Annotated in this window: 18 protein-coding genes; 15 read left to right on the top strand and 3 right to left on the bottom strand. The window is 48.1% G+C overall.

Annotation, left to right across the window (positions count from 1 at the left end; all coding sequences use genetic code 11):
• A partial coding sequence (locus ACJAYR_RS16635; protein WP_415237645.1) for a cation transporter occupies positions 1 to 233 on the bottom strand: 233 nt, incomplete at its 3' end.
• A 130-nt stretch (positions 234 to 363) separates the two neighbouring features.
• Between ACJAYR_RS16635 and gabD the strand changes: the two genes are divergently transcribed.
• The 15 genes from gabD to ACJAYR_RS16560 all read left to right on the top strand — a co-directional run bounded on the left by gabD (position 364) and on the right by ACJAYR_RS16560 (position 19,311).
• Complete coding sequence (gabD, locus tag ACJAYR_RS16630) at positions 364 to 1,821, top strand: NADP-dependent succinate-semialdehyde dehydrogenase (protein WP_415237646.1); 1,458 nt, start codon at positions 364 to 366, stop codon at positions 1,819 to 1,821.
• A 45-nt stretch (positions 1,822 to 1,866) separates the two neighbouring features.
• A complete protein-coding gene (gene gor / locus ACJAYR_RS16625; RefSeq protein WP_415237644.1) occupies positions 1,867 to 3,222 on the top strand; it encodes a glutathione-disulfide reductase in 1,356 nt (451 codons plus the stop codon).
• A gap of 163 nt (positions 3,223 to 3,385) precedes the next feature.
• The gene (locus tag ACJAYR_RS16620; protein WP_169545440.1) at positions 3,386 to 4,765 is read left to right on the top strand and encodes a class II 3-deoxy-7-phosphoheptulonate synthase; all 1,380 of its coding nucleotides are present in this window, start codon (positions 3,386 to 3,388) and stop codon (positions 4,763 to 4,765) included.
• Between the two features lie 11 nt (positions 4,766 to 4,776).
• Positions 4,777 to 5,928: a nicotinate phosphoribosyltransferase gene (locus ACJAYR_RS16615; protein WP_415237643.1), complete on the top strand. Its 1,152-nt coding sequence runs from the start codon at positions 4,777 to 4,779 to the stop codon at positions 5,926 to 5,928.
• An 80-nt stretch (positions 5,929 to 6,008) separates the two neighbouring features.
• Complete coding sequence (locus ACJAYR_RS16610) at positions 6,009 to 7,436, top strand: MFS transporter (RefSeq protein ID WP_415237642.1); 1,428 nt, start codon at positions 6,009 to 6,011, stop codon at positions 7,434 to 7,436.
• A 95-nt stretch (positions 7,437 to 7,531) separates the two neighbouring features.
• Positions 7,532 to 9,196, top strand: coding sequence for an NAD+ synthase (locus tag ACJAYR_RS16605; protein WP_415237641.1), 1,665 nt, complete (start codon positions 7,532 to 7,534; stop codon positions 9,194 to 9,196).
• Positions 9,193 to 10,524, top strand: coding sequence for a glutamate--tRNA ligase (gene gltX, locus ACJAYR_RS16600; protein ID WP_415237640.1), 1,332 nt, complete (start codon positions 9,193 to 9,195; stop codon positions 10,522 to 10,524). The genes ACJAYR_RS16605 and gltX overlap by 4 nt, the downstream gene beginning before the upstream one ends.
• Before the next feature lie 20 nt (positions 10,525 to 10,544).
• Positions 10,545 to 11,942 (top strand): cysteine--tRNA ligase, encoded by a 1,398-nt coding sequence (gene cysS, locus ACJAYR_RS16595; protein WP_415237639.1) that lies wholly within the window; start codon positions 10,545 to 10,547, stop codon positions 11,940 to 11,942.
• Positions 11,942 to 13,546, top strand: coding sequence for a citramalate synthase (gene cimA, locus ACJAYR_RS16590; protein WP_415237638.1), 1,605 nt, complete (start codon positions 11,942 to 11,944; stop codon positions 13,544 to 13,546). Before cysS ends, cimA begins: the two co-directional genes overlap by 1 nt.
• Before the next feature lie 12 nt (positions 13,547 to 13,558).
• On the top strand, positions 13,559 to 14,305 hold the full coding sequence (locus ACJAYR_RS16585; RefSeq protein ID WP_415237637.1) for an RNA methyltransferase: 747 nt from the start codon (positions 13,559 to 13,561) through the stop codon (positions 14,303 to 14,305).
• A 120-nt stretch (positions 14,306 to 14,425) separates the two neighbouring features.
• Positions 14,426 to 14,809 carry a hypothetical protein gene (locus ACJAYR_RS16580; RefSeq protein ID WP_415237636.1) on the top strand — a complete coding sequence of 128 codons (384 nt, stop codon included), beginning with the start codon at positions 14,426 to 14,428 and terminating at the stop codon, positions 14,807 to 14,809.
• A 35-nt stretch (positions 14,810 to 14,844) separates the two neighbouring features.
• Positions 14,845 to 15,768, top strand: coding sequence for an alpha/beta fold hydrolase (locus ACJAYR_RS16575; RefSeq protein ID WP_415237635.1), 924 nt, complete (start codon positions 14,845 to 14,847; stop codon positions 15,766 to 15,768).
• An 88-nt stretch (positions 15,769 to 15,856) separates the two neighbouring features.
• A complete protein-coding gene (gene rpsD, locus ACJAYR_RS16570; RefSeq protein WP_415237634.1) occupies positions 15,857 to 16,474 on the top strand; it encodes a 30S ribosomal protein S4 in 618 nt (205 codons plus the stop codon).
• Between the two features lie 591 nt (positions 16,475 to 17,065).
• A complete protein-coding gene (locus tag ACJAYR_RS16565; protein WP_415237633.1) occupies positions 17,066 to 18,340 on the top strand; it encodes a diguanylate cyclase in 1,275 nt (424 codons plus the stop codon).
• Between the two features lie 236 nt (positions 18,341 to 18,576).
• Entirely contained in the window at positions 18,577 to 19,311 is a 735-nt protein-coding gene (locus ACJAYR_RS16560) for a TerC family protein (protein ID WP_415237632.1), read from the top strand.
• A 38-nt stretch (positions 19,312 to 19,349) separates the two neighbouring features.
• On the opposite strand, the gene purN is transcribed toward ACJAYR_RS16560, so the two are convergent.
• Together purN and purM are read right to left on the bottom strand one after the other, a co-directional pair.
• Positions 19,350 to 19,991 carry a phosphoribosylglycinamide formyltransferase gene (gene purN / locus ACJAYR_RS16555; RefSeq protein WP_415237631.1) on the bottom strand — a complete coding sequence of 214 codons (642 nt, stop codon included), beginning with the start codon at positions 19,989 to 19,991 and terminating at the stop codon, positions 19,350 to 19,352.
• Positions 19,988 to 20,885: phosphoribosylformylglycinamidine cyclo-ligase (gene purM / locus ACJAYR_RS16550; protein WP_415237630.1), on the bottom strand; the 898-nt coding region annotated here is incomplete at its 5' end. The genes purN and purM, both read right to left, overlap by 4 nt.

The following is a 20,885-nucleotide window of genomic DNA, read 5'->3' as shown; positions in this document are numbered from 1 at the left end:
GTCTGGTTGCCCGTATCCACCAGCGAATGTATACCCTCACTCAGCATGGCAGAACTACCTGTTACTGCGGCTGCCGTAAATTTTGACACAGCAATCAGAAAATTACCAATAAGTGCCGCATAAATAACCTTTTTTGAACCGCTGGCCAAAATTTTTCCTTGAATTTTTTTATCAATGGGTCGGGCCTGCCGACAACAGATTTGAGAGTAGTCGGACAGGGTTAAAATTTCCATGTTTAAACGAAGAAGAGGCTAATTTTGTCTGAATAGGCAATTGCGGCTGTGAAAAATCTGCCTTACACTCTCGCCTCCTTTTCGCGTTTCTATTCTGGAGGCAGCAATGCTTGACGTCACTGAAAATCCCTTGAACCTCAAAGACCCTCAACTTTTTCGTCAGCAGGGCCTGATCGATGGAAAATGGTGCGATGCAGATAGCGGTGCGAAGTTCGCAGTCACCAACCCGGCAACAGGCGATGTGATGGGAACGGTTCCTGAAATGGGCGCTGCGGAAACGAAACGGGCGATCGATGCGGCCAAGAAAGCCATGCCTGCCTGGGCCGGCCTTACGGCAAAAGAGCGGGCGACGATTTTACGTAAATGGCACGATCTGATGATCGAAAATACAGATGATTTGGCGCGCCTCATGACGATGGAAATGGGTAAACCGCTCGCCGAAGCGAAAGGTGAAGTTGCTTATGCCGCATCGTTTATTGAATGGTTCGCGGAAGAAGGGAAGCGCATTTATGGCGACACAATTCCTGAACATCAAAGCGACAAACGGATCATTGTTTTAAAGCAGCCGATTGGCGTTACTGCGGCCATTACACCGTGGAATTTTCCGATTGCGATGATTACACGCAAAGCAGCGCCTGCTTTGGCCGCAGGTTGTCCAATGGTGATTAAACCTGCCGAAATGACACCGTATTCGGCCTTTGCCATGGCGGTTCTGGCTGAACGCGCTGGCGTGCCCGCTGGCATTCTAAGTGTTCTAACGGGTGTGCCCCAGGATATCGGCGGCGAAATGACCAGCAATCCGGATGTTGCCAAGTTGACTTTTACCGGATCAACAGCAACAGGAAAGCTTCTGATGGAGCAATGCGCAGCGACCGTCAAGAAAACATCCATGGAGCTGGGCGGCAACGCGCCGTTTATCGTATTTGACGATGCTGATCTGGATGATGCGGTCGAGGCGGCTTTGGCGTCAAAATACCGAAATGCCGGACAAACCTGCGTTTGTGCCAACCGCCTTTATGTTCAGGAAGGCGTTTATGACGAATTTGCCAAGCGCTTGGCTGAAAAAGTGAAAGGCATGAAAGTCGGGAACGGGCTTGAAGAAGGGGTAACCCAAGGGCCGCTTATCAACGAAAATGCTGTTAAAAAAGTTGAAAGCCATATTGAAGATGCGCTGTCAAAAGGCGCAAAGATCTTGGTCGGCGGTAAACGCCACGAGTTGGGCCAAACATTTTTTGAGCCAACGATTTTGACTGGCGCCACAACGGATATGACAGTTGCGCGGGAAGAAACTTTTGGACCAATGGCGCCGTTGTTTAAATTTAAAGAGGAAGACGAAGTCATTGCCCTTGCCAATGACACCGAATTTGGGTTGGCAGCCTATCTTTGTGCCCGCGATATTGGCAGAATTTGGCGTGTCAGTGAAGGCTTGGAATATGGGATTGTCGGGATTAATACAGGCATCATCTCAACCGAAGTTGCCCCTTTTGGTGGTGTAAAACAATCCGGAATTGGACGAGAGGGTTCAAAATACGGATTGGATGACTATCTTGAGATTAAGTACATGTGCTTGGGCGGCTTGGATAAGTAACACAGGCACGAATAGGGCGGGCGCTCTTTTATAAGGAATAGACTTTTGGCTTTTGATTATGATCTTTTTGTGATCGGTGCAGGTTCTGGTGGAGTCCGGGCCTCTCGTATTTCGTCTTCCATGGGGGCGAAGGTTGCGATCGCAGAAGAATTCAGAGTTGGCGGAACATGTGTCATTCGTGGCTGCGTTCCGAAGAAATTGTTTGTGTATGCAAGCCATTTTGCGGAAGATTTTGAAGATGCTGAAAATTATGGCTGGACAGTTCCAAAAGCCAAACACGACTGGAAAACCTTGATCCGTAACAAAGACACGGAAATTGACCGGTTGAACGGCATTTATCATACAATCCTGAGCAATAATAATGTTGAGCTGTATGAAAACCGGGCGACAATCCTGGATAAAAATACCGTTCAGGTCGGCGATAAAACAGTTACTGCGAAATATATTCTGATTGCAACTGGTGGCACGCCAACCATGCCGGACGTGCCGGGCATTGAACATGCTATTTCGTCCAATGAAGTCTTTCATCTGGACGAAATGCCCAAGCGCGTTGTTGTTGTGGGCGGCGGTTATATCGCTGTGGAATTTGCCGGAATTTTTAACGGTCTAGGCGCCGATGTAATCCAGCTGTATCGCGGCGAGCAGATTTTGCGGGGCTTCGATCACCATGTACAGGCCATGGTCGCCCAAGAGATCACGAAAAAAGGGGTGGATTTAAGAACACATGCTAACCCGGCAAAAATTGAAAAAACCGCCGATGGACTGGTGATTACTCTGGAAGACGGTTCTGTCATCGAAGCGGATGCAATCATGTATGCGACCGGCCGCCGACCAAATACTCATGGTTTGGGCCTCGAGGCGGTAGGGGTTGAAACATCCCTTAACGGTGCGGTCGTGGTCGATGCTTATTCAAAAACTACCGTGGATAATATCTACGCTGTGGGCGACGTTACTGATCGGATCGCGCTAACCCCGGTTGCCATTCATGAAGGAATGGCCTTCGCGGAAACTGTTTTTGGCGGGAAGCCGCGTGCATTTGATCATAGCAATGTGCCCTCTGCCGTGTTCTCGCAACCCCCTGTTGGCTCTGTGGGTCTGACAGAATTGGAAGCCCGTCTTCAATTTGGTGAAGTGGACATTTACAAGTCTGAATTCCGCCCCATGAAGCAAACCCTTACACAGGGAAGCGAACGGGCCATGGTCAAATTGATCGTTGATCGTGCCACAGATCGTGTTTTGGGTGTTCATATCGTCGGTGCTGATGCTGGTGAAATCATTCAAGGGATCGGGATTGCTGTTAAATGCGGCGCCACCAAAGAGCAGTTTGACGCGACCGTGGGGGTACATCCCACTTTGGCTGAAGAAATTGTCACGATGCGCGAGAAATATACCGGGGAATAAAATTTCATCTCGGATTTGCGCCATAAACACTGATTTATGGCGCAAAAATGAGCAATTTGTGTGCTTACACACTGCTTAAGCATTGCTTTCATCGTAAAAGCCTGTAGTAATTTGTAAAAAATGCTGTTTTGCAGTGCGAATATCTGTTTAGGGAATTAAGACAATGTCAAATTTGTGGACACCTGAAAGTTGGAGAGAGAAGCCAATCCGTCAGGTTCCGACATATACCGACGAAGCGCTTCTACAATCTGTTGAAAAAGATCTGGGCGATTTTCCGCCGTTGGTTTTTGCAGGTGAAGCGCGGAACTTGAAGAAAAAACTTGCTGAAGTGTCAGAAGGCCGTGGTTTTCTGTTACAGGGTGGTGATTGCGCTGAAAGTTTTGCCGAGTTCCATCCGAACAATATTCGTGACACCTTCAAGGTTCTGTTGCAAATGGCGGTTGTCCTGACCTTCGGAGCAAACAAGCCCGTTGTTAAAGTCGGCCGTTTGGCCGGGCAATTTGCGAAACCCCGCTCTTCAGATACAGAAGTGATCGATGGCGTCGAGCTTCCAAGTTATCGCGGTGATATCATCAACGGATTTGATTTCACGGAAGAAGACCGTATCCCTGATCCAAAACGGATGCTGACGGCTTATTCTCAGGCAGCGTCAACGCTGAACCTGTTGCGGGCTTTTGCGCAAGGGGGTTACGCGGACCTGCATCAGGTTCAACAGTGGAATATGGGATTTGTGGCCAGTCGCCCGCAAGGCGCCCGTTACAAAGAAATGGCAGACCGTATTCAGGAGTCGCTTGCCTTCATGGAAGCATGCGGCGTTAATTCTGAAAATACACCGGCCATGGGCAAAACAGACTTCTTCACGTCGCATGAAGCCTTGTTGCTTCGGTATGAACAGGCCCTTACCCGGATCGATAGCACATCCGGTGAATATTATGACACGTCTGCCCATATGCTTTGGATTGGCGATCGTACGCGCGACCCGGATGAAGCACATGTCGAATTTCTGCGCGGTGTTTCAAATCCGATTGCCGTTAAAGCAGGCCCTTCACAGGATCCTGATACACTGCTTCGTCTGATTGACACTTTGAACCCGGAAAATGAAGCGGGCCGAATGACTGTTATCTGTCGTTTTGGCGCGGGAAATGTTGAGAAGCATTTACCAGCCTTGGTTCGGAAAATTAAGCAGGAAGGCCGCAACGTTGTCTGGTCCTGTGATCCGATGCACGGAAACACCATCAAATCGGGAACAGGCTATAAAACACGCCCATTTGATCGTATATTGTCAGAAGTTCGTGAGTTTTTTGATGTTCACGCTAGCGAAGGAACCTATGCAGGCGGCGTTCATTTTGAAATGACCGGTAAGGATGTTACTGAATGCCTTGGCGGTGCTTTCGAAGTCACTGAAGAACGCCTGAGTGATCGGTATCATACAGCTTGTGACCCTCGTTTGAATGCAAATCAGGCGTTGGAGCTTGCTTTCCTGATTGCCGAAACCCTTAAGAAAGAAAGAGGTAATGACGTTTCAGCTGCGGCTGCGTCATAATCTTCGGGCAAATGAATCAGCAATCCATAAAAACCGGCCTGACGGCAGTTGATCAGAGTATCTCTGATCATACAGATCAGTATTTTAATAAAACGAAAAAAGTCGTCCGGGAATTTGGTGATAAAACAGTCACTTACGCCGTTTTTATGCGGCGTCCGGTTATCTTTTGCCCTCGGCTTGTTGTCGAATGGCTGGAAGAGATCAATCGTCTTCGGGGATACACTTTTCAGGTGGAACCCTGTTTTGAAGAAGGCGACTGGGTTGGGGCAGGTGAGCCACTGATTTATATCACAGGCAGTTTTATCGATCTTGTTGATCTTGAAACCTTGTATCTTCAGAAACTTGGGTCCGCCTGCGTTGCCGCTTATAACGCGTATCTGATGTGTGGTCATTTGCCCAATGCTTCCTTTTTGGCAATGGATGCGCGCCACTGTGCCGGATCTGAAATGGCAGAAATGATGGCCTATGCCGCATCGGTAGGCAGTAAGGCTGCGAAAAATGAACATGGTGCAATCGGGTTTATTGGGAATGCCAATGACAGCACCGCTCATTACTTCGGGAATACAAAAGGGCTCGGCACCATGCCCCATGCCCTGATTGGATATGCGGGCAGTACGCTCCGCGCAGCCGAAATGTTTATCGAAAGCTTTCCCGGCGAACCGATCACGGTTCTTGTGGATTATTTTGGTAAGGAAATCACGGACGCACTTGCCGTATGTCGCCGTTTCCCTGAGATGGCGGCCGATGGCTTAATCTCTATTCGGATGGATACCCATGGCGGGCGATTTATCGAAGGGCTGGATCCGGCTGGATCTTACGCGGTCGTCGAACGTTACATGCCGAAAGGTATTCGTCAGTATCGGTCTGAAGAAGAATTGAAATGGATCGTCGGGACCGGGGTCTCGGCGGCAGCGATTTATCGAATGCGCGAATGTCTTGATGAAGCAGGCTTCGACAAGGTCCGGATTGTTGCTTCCTCAGGCTTTTCAGCAGAAAAATGTCGGATCATGGGCAGTCTGAATGTACCGATTGATGTGATCGGGACGGGGTCCTATCTCCCCTCCAGTTGGACGGAGACTTATGCGACCGCAGATATCATTGCGTATGATGGTGAACCCAGTGTGAAACTGGGCCGGGAATTTTTGTTGAAAAAGGAAAAATAGTGTCTCTTTTGGGATAGGGCCGTGAGAGGACAGGCGCTATACCGCCTGTCTTTGTCTTATGACGCGTATTACTAGCGTAAGTGATCGGAAATAGCCCCGTGAGATCAGCTTTATCGGCATGTTGGCCACTCTTATTTGGAATCGCCTTGATGATGCTCGGCAATGGTTTGCAGGGCAGTCTTTTAGGTGTACGCGCCAATATTGAAGGCTTTCCGACCGCACTGACCGGTTTCATCATGTCAGCCTACTATGTAGGCTTTCTTTTCGGATCGATTGTCACCCCTAAAATTTTGGTCACAGTGGGCCATGTACGTGTATTCGCGGCGTTGGCGTCGCTTGCTTCCACGACCACATTGTTGCACGCCGTTATTCCGGATCCGTATATGTGGGGGATTTTCCGGATTATTACAGGCTTTTGCTTCGCCGGGCTTTATATTGTCAGTGAAAGCTGGCTGAACGATGTTGCGAGCAATGAAACCCGCGGGCAGATCCTGTCCTTTTACATGACAATCATCTGGGTTGGTATGGCCGGCGGACAGTTCCTCCTGACCGTTTCCGATCCGGGCGGGTACAACCTTTTCATTATTGTTTCTGTACTGGTTTCCTTTGCGCTTATTCCATCAGCGCTCACCGCATCGCCACTCCCGAATATGGAGACGACCCGCAGTCTGGGCTTGAAGCAGCTTTACAAGATTTCTCCGTTGGGGGTTATTGGCGTGTTCTCGGTTGGTGTCGGGCATGGTGCCTTTTTTGCCATGGCCGCGGTTTATGCGGGCCTGATCAATCTGTCATTAATCGAAATTTCGACCTTTATCAGTGTGAGCATTATTGGAGGGGCCCTGTTGCAAATGCCAATCGGTCGGCTGTCCGATCATTTCGACCGTCGGCAAGTGATCTTTGGCACTGCTCTTTTAGCCGCCGCAACCGGTGCCATGATGTTTGTCCTGCAGGATGGCGAAAGTAAACTCCTGTTTTTATTGGGAGCAGGGGTCTTTGGTGGCTTTTGTATGCCGATCTATTCTTTGTGTCTGGCGCATACAAACGATTATCTTGAACCCGACGAAATGGTCGCTGCGAGTAGCGGTCTGATTTTGACCAATAGTGTGGGGGCAGTAATCGGCCCGTTGATCGTCTCTTTTCTGATGTCCAGTTTCGGTGCGTCGGCCTTCTTTATTTTTTTGGCAACAATCTTTGCGTTTATCGGGTTTTTTACCCTGTACCGCATGAGCATTAAAGAATCCGTTCCGGTCGATGAACAGGTTGAATTTGTGGCCATGCCAATCCGGTCAGGGACCGTAGTTCCAGTCATGAACCCTGAATCAGAGGAATGGATTGAAGACGAACCCATCGATTTTGAACATTATGAAAACAAGGATATTACCCATCCGTTCTTCCTGAGCAAAGCGTCCATGAGCATAATGGAAGATTATGTTGAAGATGATGACGAAGACGATGAGACCGGTGGTATTATGGATGACGGTCCCTCCTTGTGGAACCGAAACGGCTAACAGACTGTCGTCTGTGGGCCGTCTTTTCCAGCGGATTTGCAAAAAAGACGAAACTCCCCATTGCTGGACGGGCAAAGGAGAGTTAAAACCTTTGCATGACTGATAAATTACGCATTGCAATGGCACAAGCCAACCCGACATTGGGTGATATTGCAGGAAACATCAAATTGGCGCGCGAATTTCGGCAGGAAGCTGAAGCGGATGGCGCGGATCTGGTCGTTTACCCCGAACTTTTCTTGAGCGGATACCCGCCGGAAGATCTGGTTCTAAAGCCGGCTTTTATTCGAAGCATCAAAGCTGCTATTGACGAGCTTACAGAACTGACACTGGATGGCGGACCCGCCATGCTGATGTCGGGGCCGGTTTCAGAGAACGGGAAGCTTTATAATTCTGTTTTCCTGTTGGAAGATGGGAAAATGTCGGCCATTCGTCACAAAGCGAAATTACCTAATTACGGCGTTTTTGATGAAATGCGGGTCTTTGATGCTGGGCCGTTGCCCGGGCCAATCCCGTTCAAAGGGGTCCGTCTCGGTGTCATGATCTGCGAAGATATGTGGTTCAGCGATGTGGCTGAATGCCTTGCTGAAACGGGTGCAGAAATGCTGATTGTTCCCAATGGCAGCCCGTTCGATCATGAAAAAAGTGACTCCCGTATTAATTACGCGGTGGAACGTGTGACCGAAACCGGTTTGCCATTGATGTATGTTAATCAGATTGGCGGACAGGACGAACTTGTGTTCGATGGCGGGTCTTTTATCCTTAATTCGGATCGATCCTTACCCGTACAGATGAGTTGCTGGAAAGAGGACCTACTGATCACGGATTGGCGCCGCAATGATGAAGGATATTGGCAGTGCGACACCGAGCATCTGAAAGATCCCGGTGCTTCGTTGGAGCGTGTTTATCATGCCATGGTTCTGGGATTAAAAGATTATGTGGAAAAGAACAAATTTCCAGGTGTTGTTCTGGGGCTTTCAGGCGGGATTGATAGCGCCTTAAGCGCCGCGGTTTCCGTTGATGCGTTGGGGGCCGATCGGGTTCATTGCGTTATGATGCCGTCCAAATATACCTCTCAGGAAAGTCTGGATGATGCCGCGGAATGCGCCCGCCTTTTGGGAACGCATCTGGACAGTGTTCCAATTGTTCCGGCTGTTGACGCTTATGAGACCATGCTGGGCGGTCTGTTTGAAGGAACTGAAGCAGATATTACCGAGGAAAACATCCAGTCCCGTGTACGTGGCGTGACGTTGATGGCTATTTCCAACAAATTTGGCAAGATGGTTCTGACCACCGGCAATAAATCCGAGATGTCTACCGGCTACGCAACGATTTATGGGGATATGTGCGGGGGATACTCTGTCCTTAAAGACCTTTATAAAACCCTGTGTTTCGACGTCTCGGAATGGCGGAATGCCAACACATCGCCATTGTTCAAGGGGCCTGCTGGTGCGGTTATGCCCAGCAATGTGATTACCAAGCCGCCGTCTGCAGAATTGCGCGAAGATCAGAAAGATGAAGACAGTTTGCCTCCTTATGAGGTTCTGGATGCCATCTTGCATGCGCTTGTGGAGGAAGAGAAATCCTTTGCGGAAATTGTTGCTGCAGGCTATGAAAGCGAAACTGTTAGCCGAATTCAAAACTTGCTTTATATTGCAGAATATAAAAGGCGACAGGCTCCTCCTGGCGTGAAAATTACGACCCGAAATTTCGGTCGGGACAGACGCTATCCTATTACCAACGGATACAGAGATAAAAGATGACTGCAAAATTTAGATTTGCCCCTAGCCCGACTGGTTTCCTCCATGTCGGAAACGCTCGACTGGCGCTTATTAATTGGTTGTATGCCAAAAAAACGGGTGGCCAGTTTGTCCTGCGTTTGGATGACACTGATGAAGAGCGGTCAACCGAGGAATATGCCACTGGTATTCAGGACGATCTGACATGGCTGGGCCTCGGCTGGGATGACCTGAAAAAGCAGTCGTCACGGAAAGAGGAATATGATCGGGCGATTGATGCGTTAAAATCGTCAGGCCGGGTGTATGCCTGTTACGAAACCGCAGAAGAGCTGGAATATAAACGTAAGCGGCAGATCGCCCGAAAAATGCCTCCCGTTTATGATCGGTCCGCTTTAAAACTGACCGAAGACGAGATTGAAAAATTCGAAGCTGAGGGCCGTAAACCCCATTGGCGTTTTCTGCTGGATCAGGAAAAAGTAACTTGGCAGGATGATGTTCGCGGTGAGGTCAGTGTAGACTGCGCCAGCATGTCAGATCCTGTTCTTATTCGGAGTGACGGACGCCCGCTTTATCATCTGCCTTCGGTTGTGGATGATATTGATTTTGGAATTACCCATGTTATCCGGGGTGAAGACCATGTGAGCAATACAGCCCTGCATATTCAGATTTTCAAAGCCCTTGGCGCCGATGTTCCTGCATTTGCCCATCTTCCGCTACTGATGGGACCAGATGGCGGACCGCTTTCAAAACGCGAAGGCAGTCAAAGCCTGCGGGAGCTTCGAGGCACCGGATTGGAGCCAATGAGCATCAATAGCCTGCTTGCCAGGCTTGGAACGTCTGACAATGTGGACGCACAGGGAGACCTGTCAGCGATTGTTGAGGGGTTTGATATCAATCGGTTCAGCCGTGCAGCTGCAAAATTCGATCCAGCGGAACTTAAAAACATTAACGCGCGCATCCTTCATGAAATGTCATGGGAGCAAGCGTCCAAGCGGCTTAACCTTGAAGGGGCCACCGAAGCGTTTTGGCTGGCTGTTCGGGGTAATCTTGAGACAATCAAAGATGCTGAAGGCTGGTGGGACGTTGTCTGTGGTCCGATTACACCAGTTGTTGAGGATCCCGAATTTCTGGTAAAAGCCGCTGCGTTGCTGCCAGAAGGACCGTTGGATGCGGGAAGCTGGAAGATTTGGACCACGGCAGTGAAGGATGCCCTTGGTGTGAAAGGAAAAGCTCTTTTCATGCCTTTGCGTCAGGCGCTGACCGGACGGTCTCATGGCCCGGAAATGAATAATATGTTGGTGTTGATCGGGCGTGAAAAAGCGCTCGCGCGTCTTGCTGGTAAACAGGCCTGATTGGCTTGAGGAGAAGTAGAGTGTCCATTCAGTTATACAATACGGCGAAGCGGCAAAAAGAAGCGTTTGTCCCACGCGATCCCAAAAATGTGGGAATGTATGTCTGTGGACCAACGGTTTATGATACAGCCCATATCGGAAATGCCCGGCCAGCCGTCGTGTTTGACGTATTAGCGCGCTTGCTTCGTCACGAATATGGCGACGATCATGTGACCTATGTGCGTAATATAACGGATGTAGAAGATAAAATCATTGAAGCCGCGGCCGCCAATAACGAAAGCATTGCAGACCTTACTGCGCGGACAACCAAAGCCTATCATGATGATATGGCGGCGTTAGGTGTCGGGCTGCCGGATCGCGAACCAAAAGCAACCGAGCATATCGACGGTATGATCGAGATGATCGGCGTGTTGATCGATAAAGGGCACGCCTATGAGGCAGAAGGCCATGTTCTGTTTGATGTCCCAAGTATGCCTGATTACGGAAAACTTTCCGGGCGCAACCGTGAAGAACTGATCGAAGGGGCGCGGGTGGAAGTTGCTCCGTATAAGAAAGATCCCGCAGATTTTGTTCTGTGGAAACCGTCTCCGGGCGATATGCCGGGATGGGAAAGCCCTTGGGGCAAAGGTCGGCCGGGTTGGCATATTGAATGTTCTGTGATGTCCAAGGCCGAGCTTGGAGAGGCGTTTGATATTCACGGTGGTGGTCGCGATTTGATTTTCCCTCATCATGAAAATGAAGTAGCACAAAGCTGCTGTGCCAATGAAGACAGTACCTTCGCCCGCTATTGGGTTCATAACGGCTTTCTGACTGTTGAAGGTAAAAAAATGTCCAAGTCACTGGGCAACTTCTTTACGGTGCGCGATTTATTGGACAAGGCCAGCAAACTGGAAAGCTGCGCCGGTGAAATCTATCGTTTTCTGTTGCTCAATACAGACTATCGTCAGCCCTTGAACTGGACTGAAGTTGGTGTTGAAAATGCTGAAAACTCGTTGAATACGCTTTATACGGCGATGCAAAAGCTGGAAGATGTTAGCGCCGAATTGTCGGTTGTCCCCGATACGATTGTTGATCATCTGAAAAATGATATCGATACCCCATTTGCGTTGAAAGAGCTGATTGCGATCGCGAAAAAAGCCAATGTGGCCAGCGATGACGAAGAACGCGCGATCCTGAAAGGCCAGTTAATTAAAGGCGGGCAATTGCTCGGTGTATTGCAGCAATCTGTTGATGACTGGTTTAAGGGGGCCGCTGCCAGCGAATTGGACGGGGCAGCCATTGATGAGTTGATAGAAGAGCGTATCCAATCCAAGAAACAGAAGAATTTTGCACGGGCAGATGAAATTCGGAATGACCTGATGGATCAGGGGATCATTTTGGAAGACGGACCCGAAGGAACAACCTGGAAGAGGGCATAATGAGCAAAGAACGGCTATATCTTTTCGACACGACGCTACGTGATGGCGCGCAAACCCAAGGCGTGGATTTTAGTGTTGAAAACAAGATTTTTATTGCCGAAGCTCTGGATAAATTAGGAATCGACTACATTGAGGGAGGGTGGCCCGGGGCCAATCCCGGTGATACTGCATTTTTCGAAAACCCACCTCAGTTTAAAAATGCGACCTTTACCGCTTTTGGTATGACCCGGCGCCCCGGACGCAGTGTTTCCAACGATGTTGGCTTGTCCGCTGTTTTGGATGCAAAAACGCCCGCAACCTGTCTGGTTGGAAAAAGCTGGGATTTTCAGGTTGACGTGGCCCTCGGTATTTCAAACGCGGAAAATGTTGAACTGATCTCGTCCAGTATTGAAGAATGTGTCCGTCAAGGGCGCGAAGCCATGTATGACGCGGAACATTTCTTTGATGGATACAAGGCCAACCCAGACTACGCGATGGAATGCCTGAAAGCTGCTTTTGATGCAGGTGCTCGTTGGGTTGTCCTGTGCGATACCAACGGAGGGTCCATGCCCCATGAAGTGTCTGAGATTGTAAAAGAAGTCGTCAAAGTCATTCCTGGTGATCATGTTGGTATTCATACCCATAATGATACGGAAAACGCCGTTGCAAATACACTTGCCGCTGTTCTGGCAGGTGCCCGGCAGGTGCAGGGAACCATTAATGGATTGGGTGAACGCTGCGGTAATGCCAATTTAATGAGCCTTATACCAACCTTTATGTTGAAAGAGCCGTTTAAATCGCAGTTTGAAACCGGAATATCAGCTGAAGGCCTGAAAAGCCTGACTTCGGTTTCACGGCTTTTGGATGAAGTTCTTAACCGGGCTGCCAATCGGCACCAGCCCTATGTTGGCCCCTCGGCCTTTACCCATAAAGGTGGTTTGCATGTATCCGCGGTGCAAAAAGACCCAAGCACCTATGAACATATCGAGCCATCACTGGTTGGAAACTCGCGTATCATTCCCGTCTCGGATCAGGCTGGCCGATCAAATGTTCTGGCGCAGCTAAAAGAATTTGGTATGGATGTTGATCCAAAGGATCCGCGGATTGATCGTCTTCTGGAAGAAGTGAAAGAGCGGGAATTTAACGGGTATAGTTATGATAGTGCACCAGCCAGCTTTGAATTGATGGCGCGCCGTCGTTTGGGAATGGTACCCAATTACTTTGAGGTTGAAAGTTTTCGGACGCAGGTTGAACGGCGTCACAATGCTAAAGGGGACATGATTTCTGTCTCGGATGCAGTGGTAAAAGTGATAGTTGACGGCAAACGATATATGTCTGTGGCTGAAGGAAACGGCGCGGTGAACGCGCTTGATATGGCGCTGCGAAAAGATCTTGGAAAATATTCTCAATATCTGGAAGACCTCCGTCTGGAGGATTTCAAGGTGCGTATTCTGACAACCGGGACGGAAGCTGTCACACGGGTTACCATCGAAAGCATTGATGATACCCTTAAGAACTGGACGACGGTCGGGGTTTCCCCGAACCTGGTAGATGCTGCCTTTGCCGCGTTGCAGGATAGTATCATTTACAAACTTCTGAAGGCCGGTGCGCCCGCAGGAAAATAGAAGTAATTTTACATGACGAGTAACACACAAGCGCCAGCGATTATTCTCGTAGAACCCCAAATGGGGGAGAATATTGGTGCCGCAGCGCGGGCCATGCTTAATTTTGGCCTCACCGATCTGCGTCTGGTCGACCCAAGAGACGGCTGGCCCAATGACAGGGCTATTCCGCTTGCGTCCGGGGCAGATGTGGTTTTGGAAAAAGCCAGAGTGTTTGACACGTTGAATGAGGCAATCGCTGACTTACAGCATGTTTATGCAACAACAGCCCGCCCACGTGATATGATTAAGCGGGTTGTAACCCCCAATGGCGCAGGCGGAGAGATGCGCAGTTCCATTGACAAGGGCGAAGCGTGCGGGATCTTGTTTGGCAAAGAAAGCTGGGGGCTGTCTAGCGACGATATTACATATGCAGACACAATCATCACGGTTCCTTTAAACCCAGACTTTTCCTCGATTAATCTGGCTCAGGCGGTTTTGCTTGTTGGTTATGAATGGTATCAGCAAGCGGATGATACGCCGCAGTCCGTGATCAAGAATGAAGAAAGACTGGCGACAAAAAAGGAACTGGTTCACCTTTTCACCCGGATTGAAAATGAACTGGATGCACGTGGTTATTTTGATTCAATCATGAACCGTCGGCCGGTGATCCTGGCTAATATGCGCAATATGTTCCACCGGTTTAACCTGATGGAAACGGATATCAAGGCGATGCAGGGCATTATCAAAGGGATATCCCGTCCTAGGAAAAAAGACGATTAGTCAAAGGTTTCGTTGTTTTTGCTAAGAAAATCGCACGATAATTACTTGTTAGTTGATAAAATAACAAAAAGCTTATTTACTGTTTCCTGAATTGTTTCTGATTTTTTTGGGGGAGGCAGAATGCGCGGAACTCTTGATCTATTTCACCTTAAGATCGGTTTCTTGTGGCTCCTGACGGGCGTCACTTTTGGTACCTGGATGGGAATTACCGAAAATTTCCAATATGCAAATGCTCACGCCCATGTGGGTTTGCTAGGGTTTGTTTTGCCCGTAATGTTCGGAATATTGCTTAAACTATATGGACGCCTGAAACAGGCAGCCTTGTCGGTCCTGCAGTTTTTTGTTTTTCATATCGGGGCAGCGACGCTTATTGCTGGCAAGGTTATTGTGACGAAATCTCCAGAACTTTTCCAAGTTGCCGCAGTCGGTTCAATAATCACAATTTTGGGCGTTTTTCTTTTTCTTGTCATGGTCTTTGGGTTAAAACACAAGCATATTGAATAAGACAAAGATCGGGATAAGCCCGACAGGAGAAAAACGTGACGATAACAAATGGTTTTGCTGAATTACCAGATATAACGCTGCATTATGCGGAAGTCGGGCGCGGCCATGATACGCTGGTTATTTTCCTGCATGGTTTTCCGGAGTTCTGGTATACTTGGCGTCAACAGCTGCCGGTAATAGGGACACATTTTCATGCTGTGGCACCGGATCTGCGCGGATATAATCTGTCGGATCGGCCAGAAGATCCCAAAGCCTATACAATTGGTCCATTAATCAATGACGTGATCGAGCTTGCGCACCATTTCGGACATGAGAAATTCTATCTTGTCTCTCATGATTGGGGGGCTGCTATTGCATGGTCAGTGGCCCTTGCGCATCCGGATCGGGTGATGGGCCTCTGTGTTTTAAACGGCCCACATCCTTATATTTTCTCAAAACTGTTGGAAGAAGATGAAACCCAAATAGCCCACAGTCAGTATATGGCAGACTTTCGGGAGGCGGGGATGGAAGAAAAGCTGCTAGCCGACAATTGTGAATGGTTGTGGGACTGGACCTTCAAAAAACATTTCGAAAATGGGCAAATGACGCAGGCTGATAAAAACGCCTATCTGGCCGCGTGGCAAAAACCCGGTGCCATTCGCGCCATGCTGAATTATTATCGAAACTCTCCACTGACACCGCGCCCCAAATCAAAAGGGGTAAAGGGGCTGGATCTGGACCCAGAAGCGTTTATTGTCAAGGTTCCCACACTTTTGGTCTGGGGCGAAAGGGACCATGCGTTGGTCCCCGCAAATATTGACGGTATTGAAGCGTTCGTCCCTGATTTGAAGCTCCTTAAAATGCCGGATGTCAGCCATTGGGTAACCCATGAAGCCCCAAAAGAAGTTGCCCGGGAAGTCTTGGTTTTTTTGACCGATTTGCAAAAGCGACAGAATGCTGCCAAAAATGCTGGAAAGTAAGTTGACTTCTAAAAACGCATGACTATAGTGCGCGTCTTGTGCAAGCCTCGTCGGCATGCCTTATCCTTTGATTTATTGGAATAAGATTATGACTAAACGTATCCAAGCCAAGTATAAAATTGATCGCCGCATGGGCGAAAATATCTGGGGTCGTCCGAAGAGCCCTGTTAATTCACGCGAATATGGACCAGGCCAGCATGGTCAGGGCCGTCGCGGTAAGCTCTCCGACTTTGGTATTCACCTTCGTGCAAAACAGAAGCTGAAAGGTTACTACGGTAACATCACTGAAAAATCTTTCCGTCGTTTGTATGCTGAAGCCGTTCGTCTGAAAGGCGATACATCAGAAAACCTGATTGGTTTGCTTGAGCGTCGTCTGGATGCTGTTGTGTACCGCATGAAATTTGTACCAACTGTTTTTGCTGCTCGTCAGTTCGTCAACCATGGCCACGTGACTGTAAATGGTAAAAAAGTAAATATTGCTTCTTACCAGGTTAAAGTAGGCGACGTGATTGAAGTTCGCGAAAAATCAAAACAGATGGCTCTCGTTCTGGAAGCAACTGCAAGTGCAGAACGCGAAGTTCCTGAATATATGGACGTGGATCACAAAGCAATGAAAGGAACGTTCAACAACATTCCTGCATTGGCTGATGTTCCTTACCCAGTTGTGATGGAACCAAACCTGATCGTTGAATTCTACTCTCGTTAATTCGAGGGACCACATTTACAACATCTCCGATGTTGTTTTCAGAGCCTCGCAACGTTGTTGCGGGGCTTTTATTTTGTCCAGTGCGCTGCCCTCACTGTATTTGCTTGTTCTGAAAGGAGGGCGCGCGCATTACTCAAAACAAATCTCGGACATATTGTTTAGATTTTTAACTCAGACAATCGACGATGCTGGAAGGCGTCTTAAAAATGTCTGTCATAATCCGAATTGCGTTTAAAAAGTTATACTTCCTTTCCCAATATTGAGACCATTTTCGAAGTAACCGACAATCATAGGTTCACTTCAATTGATTGTCTTCTTGTGTTGAAAAGTTATATTACTGTTTAATCGATAAAAGCCGTTCTGTAATTTTATTGTTTTTTGGTTTTATTTTTAAAGTTACTGTTTTTTTGGGAATGGTGGTTTGCTGAATATTGTATCGGCATTACCGACGTCATAATATGACGACAATTTTTCAAATTTGCCCTGTGGTTTTAAGACAGATTTATTCCTGAACAATATAATGGCACCGTTGCGATCTCTGTTCAGCGAGTTTTTGAAATATTGATTCAAAATAAATAAAGGGAGGTTTTGTTGGAACTGGGCAATTTAAATGCTGAAGCGTTGCTGAGAAGCCTAAATGCAGGCGTCGTCGTTCATAACAATCAGACAGAAATACTTTTTGCAAACCCGAAGGCATTGGAGCTTCTCCGGCTTTCAAAAGAACAGGCCTTGGGTAAAGATGCAATGGACCCGAAGTGGCAGTTTATTGGCTCTCATGGCGAGCCGCTGACTATCGACCAATATCCAGTCAACCTGGTTCTTCAAAAACGTAAGGGGATTGCAAATCTGGAAATCGGGGTATGTGATAGCACAAATAATAAAGTGACATGGGTATTATGCAACGCCTATCCGGAATTTGAAGACGGGATCGTCGATAAGGTAATTGTAACGTTTATTGACGTGACCAAAGAACATCAGACAATACCGTACAAAGATATCGTGGATTTATCCAACGATGTGATTGTTGTGACAAAGGCGCGGCCTGTTGATAATGACGGGCCTGAAATCGTTTATGTAAATGATGCATTCACGGACCTTACCGGTTACACAGCTAAAGAAGTAATCGGTAAAAACCCCAGATTTTTACAACGTGACGAAACTGATCCAGAAACAAGAAAACGCGTTCGTGATGCCTTGATTGCCAACGAACCATCACGCGAAGAGATTTTGAATTTTTCGAAAAGTGGGCATCGATACTGGCTGGATATGAATATCGTGCCTCTTAAAAATGAATTTGGTGAAATATCTTATTTTGCTGCCATTGAACGCGATGTGACTGAGACTAAAAACCTGCAGAATAAACTTCAGGATTTGGCCATCAAAGATCCTCTGACCGGCTTATATAACAGGCGCGGTTTCAGTGAATTGGGGCAAGAGAGTTTTTATATCGCCCGCCGTGTTCATCAGAAATACGCTGTTGCAATGATCGACATTGATCATTTCAAAAGTGTGAATGATGAGTATGGCCATGATATTGGCGATCTAGTTATTCAGGATCTTGCAAATTGCCTTAGAAACAGTTTTCGGGAAAGCGACCTTGTGGGCCGTATGGGCGGCGAAGAGTTTGCCGTTATTATGCCATCTACCAGTTTGGAGGCGGCCTATAAAAAACTGGATGAGTTACGATTGAAAATTTCCAACCGAAATTTAAAAGAACTCGATGGACGACCATTTACTGTTAGCATCGGTCTTTGTCCATTAACAGACGAAACCAGGGGATTGGATGAACTGCTGAAAAACGCGGATAGAGCACTGTATGAAGCGAAAAAGTCCGGCAGGAACAAAGTAACCGCATTATTTGAATAAATAATTCACATCATTGCAGAACGGACCGTCGAAACCAAACCGTTTGTTTGGATTGATCGGGAACGTGCACTTGTCCTGTGTTCCTGTTCATTTCCGGGGCGCGCAACGTTCTCGCTTGCAAAATAAAAATGAGTTATGAGCCGGCTTCTGAATGATCGACAAAGTAAAGCACCTTGATAGTCCCCGTTCTCTTTAGTACTTATGGCAAACTCTTTCCAAAATAAAGTGTAGAAAAAATGGAATTCTTAAGCATTTTTACCAGTCCAGAAGCCATCATTGCTTTGTTGACCTTGATCGTAATGGAAGTTGTTCTTGGGATTGATAATCTTATTTTTGTCTCGATCCTGAGTAATAAGTTGCCAGAACATCAACAAAAAACAGCACGGATGATCGGGATCAGTTTGGCGATGATCATGCGTCTGGGACTGTTGTCTGTGGTTGCAATCATCGTTAGTTTGACCCAACCCGTTCTAACGATATTGGACCTGTCTTTCTCTTGGCGGGATCTGATAATGCTGGCCGGCGGCCTTTTCCTTGTTTGGAAAGCGACCACGGAAATCCATCATCATGTCGAAGGGAAGGACGACGACACGGAGGCAGGAGGAATTGTAAAAATCAGTTTCACGGCCGCTGTCACTCAAATTATCCTGCTGGATGTCGTTTTCTCGATCGACAGCATCATCACAGCGGTTGGTATGACGGACCAGATTGCAATTATGGTCATCGCGGTCGTTGTTGCGGTTTCCGTTATGTTGTTTGCGGCAAATCCGTTATCAGAATTTATTTCTCGCAACCCAACAGTTGTTATGTTGGCACTCGGTTTCTTGTTGATGATCGGAATGACATTGATTGCCGAAGGCTTTGGTGCTCATGTACCAAAAGGGTATTTGTATGCTGCGATGGCATTTTCAGCACTTGTTGAACTGCTGAATACATTAACGAGAAAGAACCGGAAAAAGAAAAGCGCCTGAGGCGGCGCTTTGTCTGCATTGGATTTTGACGGATGTGTTTAAGCTTCGGGGTTTAACAGAGAAGCCTCTGACTCAACACATCCCTCGATGCGGGCGATGGACCCATGGATTTTCACTTTTCTCTGGGCCATCAGCTTTAGCGCCAATGGATAAATTTTATGTTCCTGTTCAAGGATCCGCGCGGCCAGGCTTTCCGGTGTATCTTTTTGTAAAATCGGAACAGCGGCCTGCGCAATAATCGGTCCATCGTCCATTTCGGGCCGAACAACATGTACCGTACATCCGGTAAAGCGCGCCCCTGATTCAATAGCCCGTTCATGAACATGCAGGCCTTTGAACGCCGGCAGAAGCGAAGGGTGAATATTGATGATAGAGTCGCGCCAACGGTTGACGAAGTCAGCCGTCAAAAGACGCATGAAGCCTGCAAGGCAAATAAGATCAATTTGCATGCCTTCCAGATAATCGCTAATCGCAGCATCAAAATCATCGCGATTGTCGTAGTCACGATGATTAATCACTTTGGTAGGAATATTATGCGCTTTGGCAAATTCCAGCCCGCCAGCATCTGGATTATTTGACAGGATCGTTACGATCTCTGCTGGGAACCCTTCTTCCTGACTGGCTTTAACCAGGGCCTGCATATTTGAGCCCCGGGAAGAAATGAAAATCGCTACTTTCACTTTAAAAACGCCTCTTCCAAACTCGGAATTGAAACCTGCTCAGAATCGGTCTCACGGGCAATAAGGCGCCCCACTGTCTGGGCGGTCTCTCCGTGATCGGATAATAATTGCAGGGCCGCTTCTTCATTTTCAGGGGCCACGGCAACAATCATGCCCAGTCCACAGTTAAAGGTTGTCGCTAATTCCCGCGGCTCAATATTGCCAAGCTCGGCCAACCATTTAAACAAGGGCGGCAATGTCCAGGCATTCGCGTCGATTTCGGCAGTCAGGGTGTCCGGCAAAATACGCGGAATATTTTCATAAAGCCCGCCGCCAGTAATATGAGAAAGGGCCTTGATATGACCCGCACGAATGCTGGCAAGGCAGCTTTTTACATAAATTCTGGTCGGGGCAATCAAAGCGTCGCCCAGAATAACGTTTTCATCGAACGGGGCCGGTGCTTCCAGATCCAGTTTAAAGTCGCTGACCAGCCGACGGACCAGAGAATAACCGTTTGAATGAACACCGCTGGATGAAAGGCCAATCAGAATGTCTCCTTCATTCAAGGTGTCTGCTTTGAGAAGCTGGTCTCTTTCAACCGCGCCGACGGTAAAGCCGGCCATGTCATAATCGCCCTTGGCATACATGCCCGGCATCTCCGCAGTTTCACCACCGATCAGGGCGCAACCAGCCTGCTTGCAGCCTTCTGCGATGCCAGCAACGATATCCCGGGTTGCTTCAACATCCAATCCGCCGGTTGCAAAATAATCGAGGAAGAAAAGAGGTTCCGCCCCCTGAACGACAAGGTCATTCACGCACATGGCAACCAGATCGATCCCAACCGTGTCATGCTTGTTCATATCGATGGCGACTTTTAGTTTTGTACCAACACCGTCCGTTGCTGAAACAAGCAGT

It is taken from the genome of Sneathiella sp., from assembly GCF_047631475.1.
GTDB lineage: Bacteria > Pseudomonadota > Alphaproteobacteria > Sneathiellales > Sneathiellaceae > Sneathiella.
This window is presented reverse-complemented; position numbering and strand designations above follow the sequence as displayed.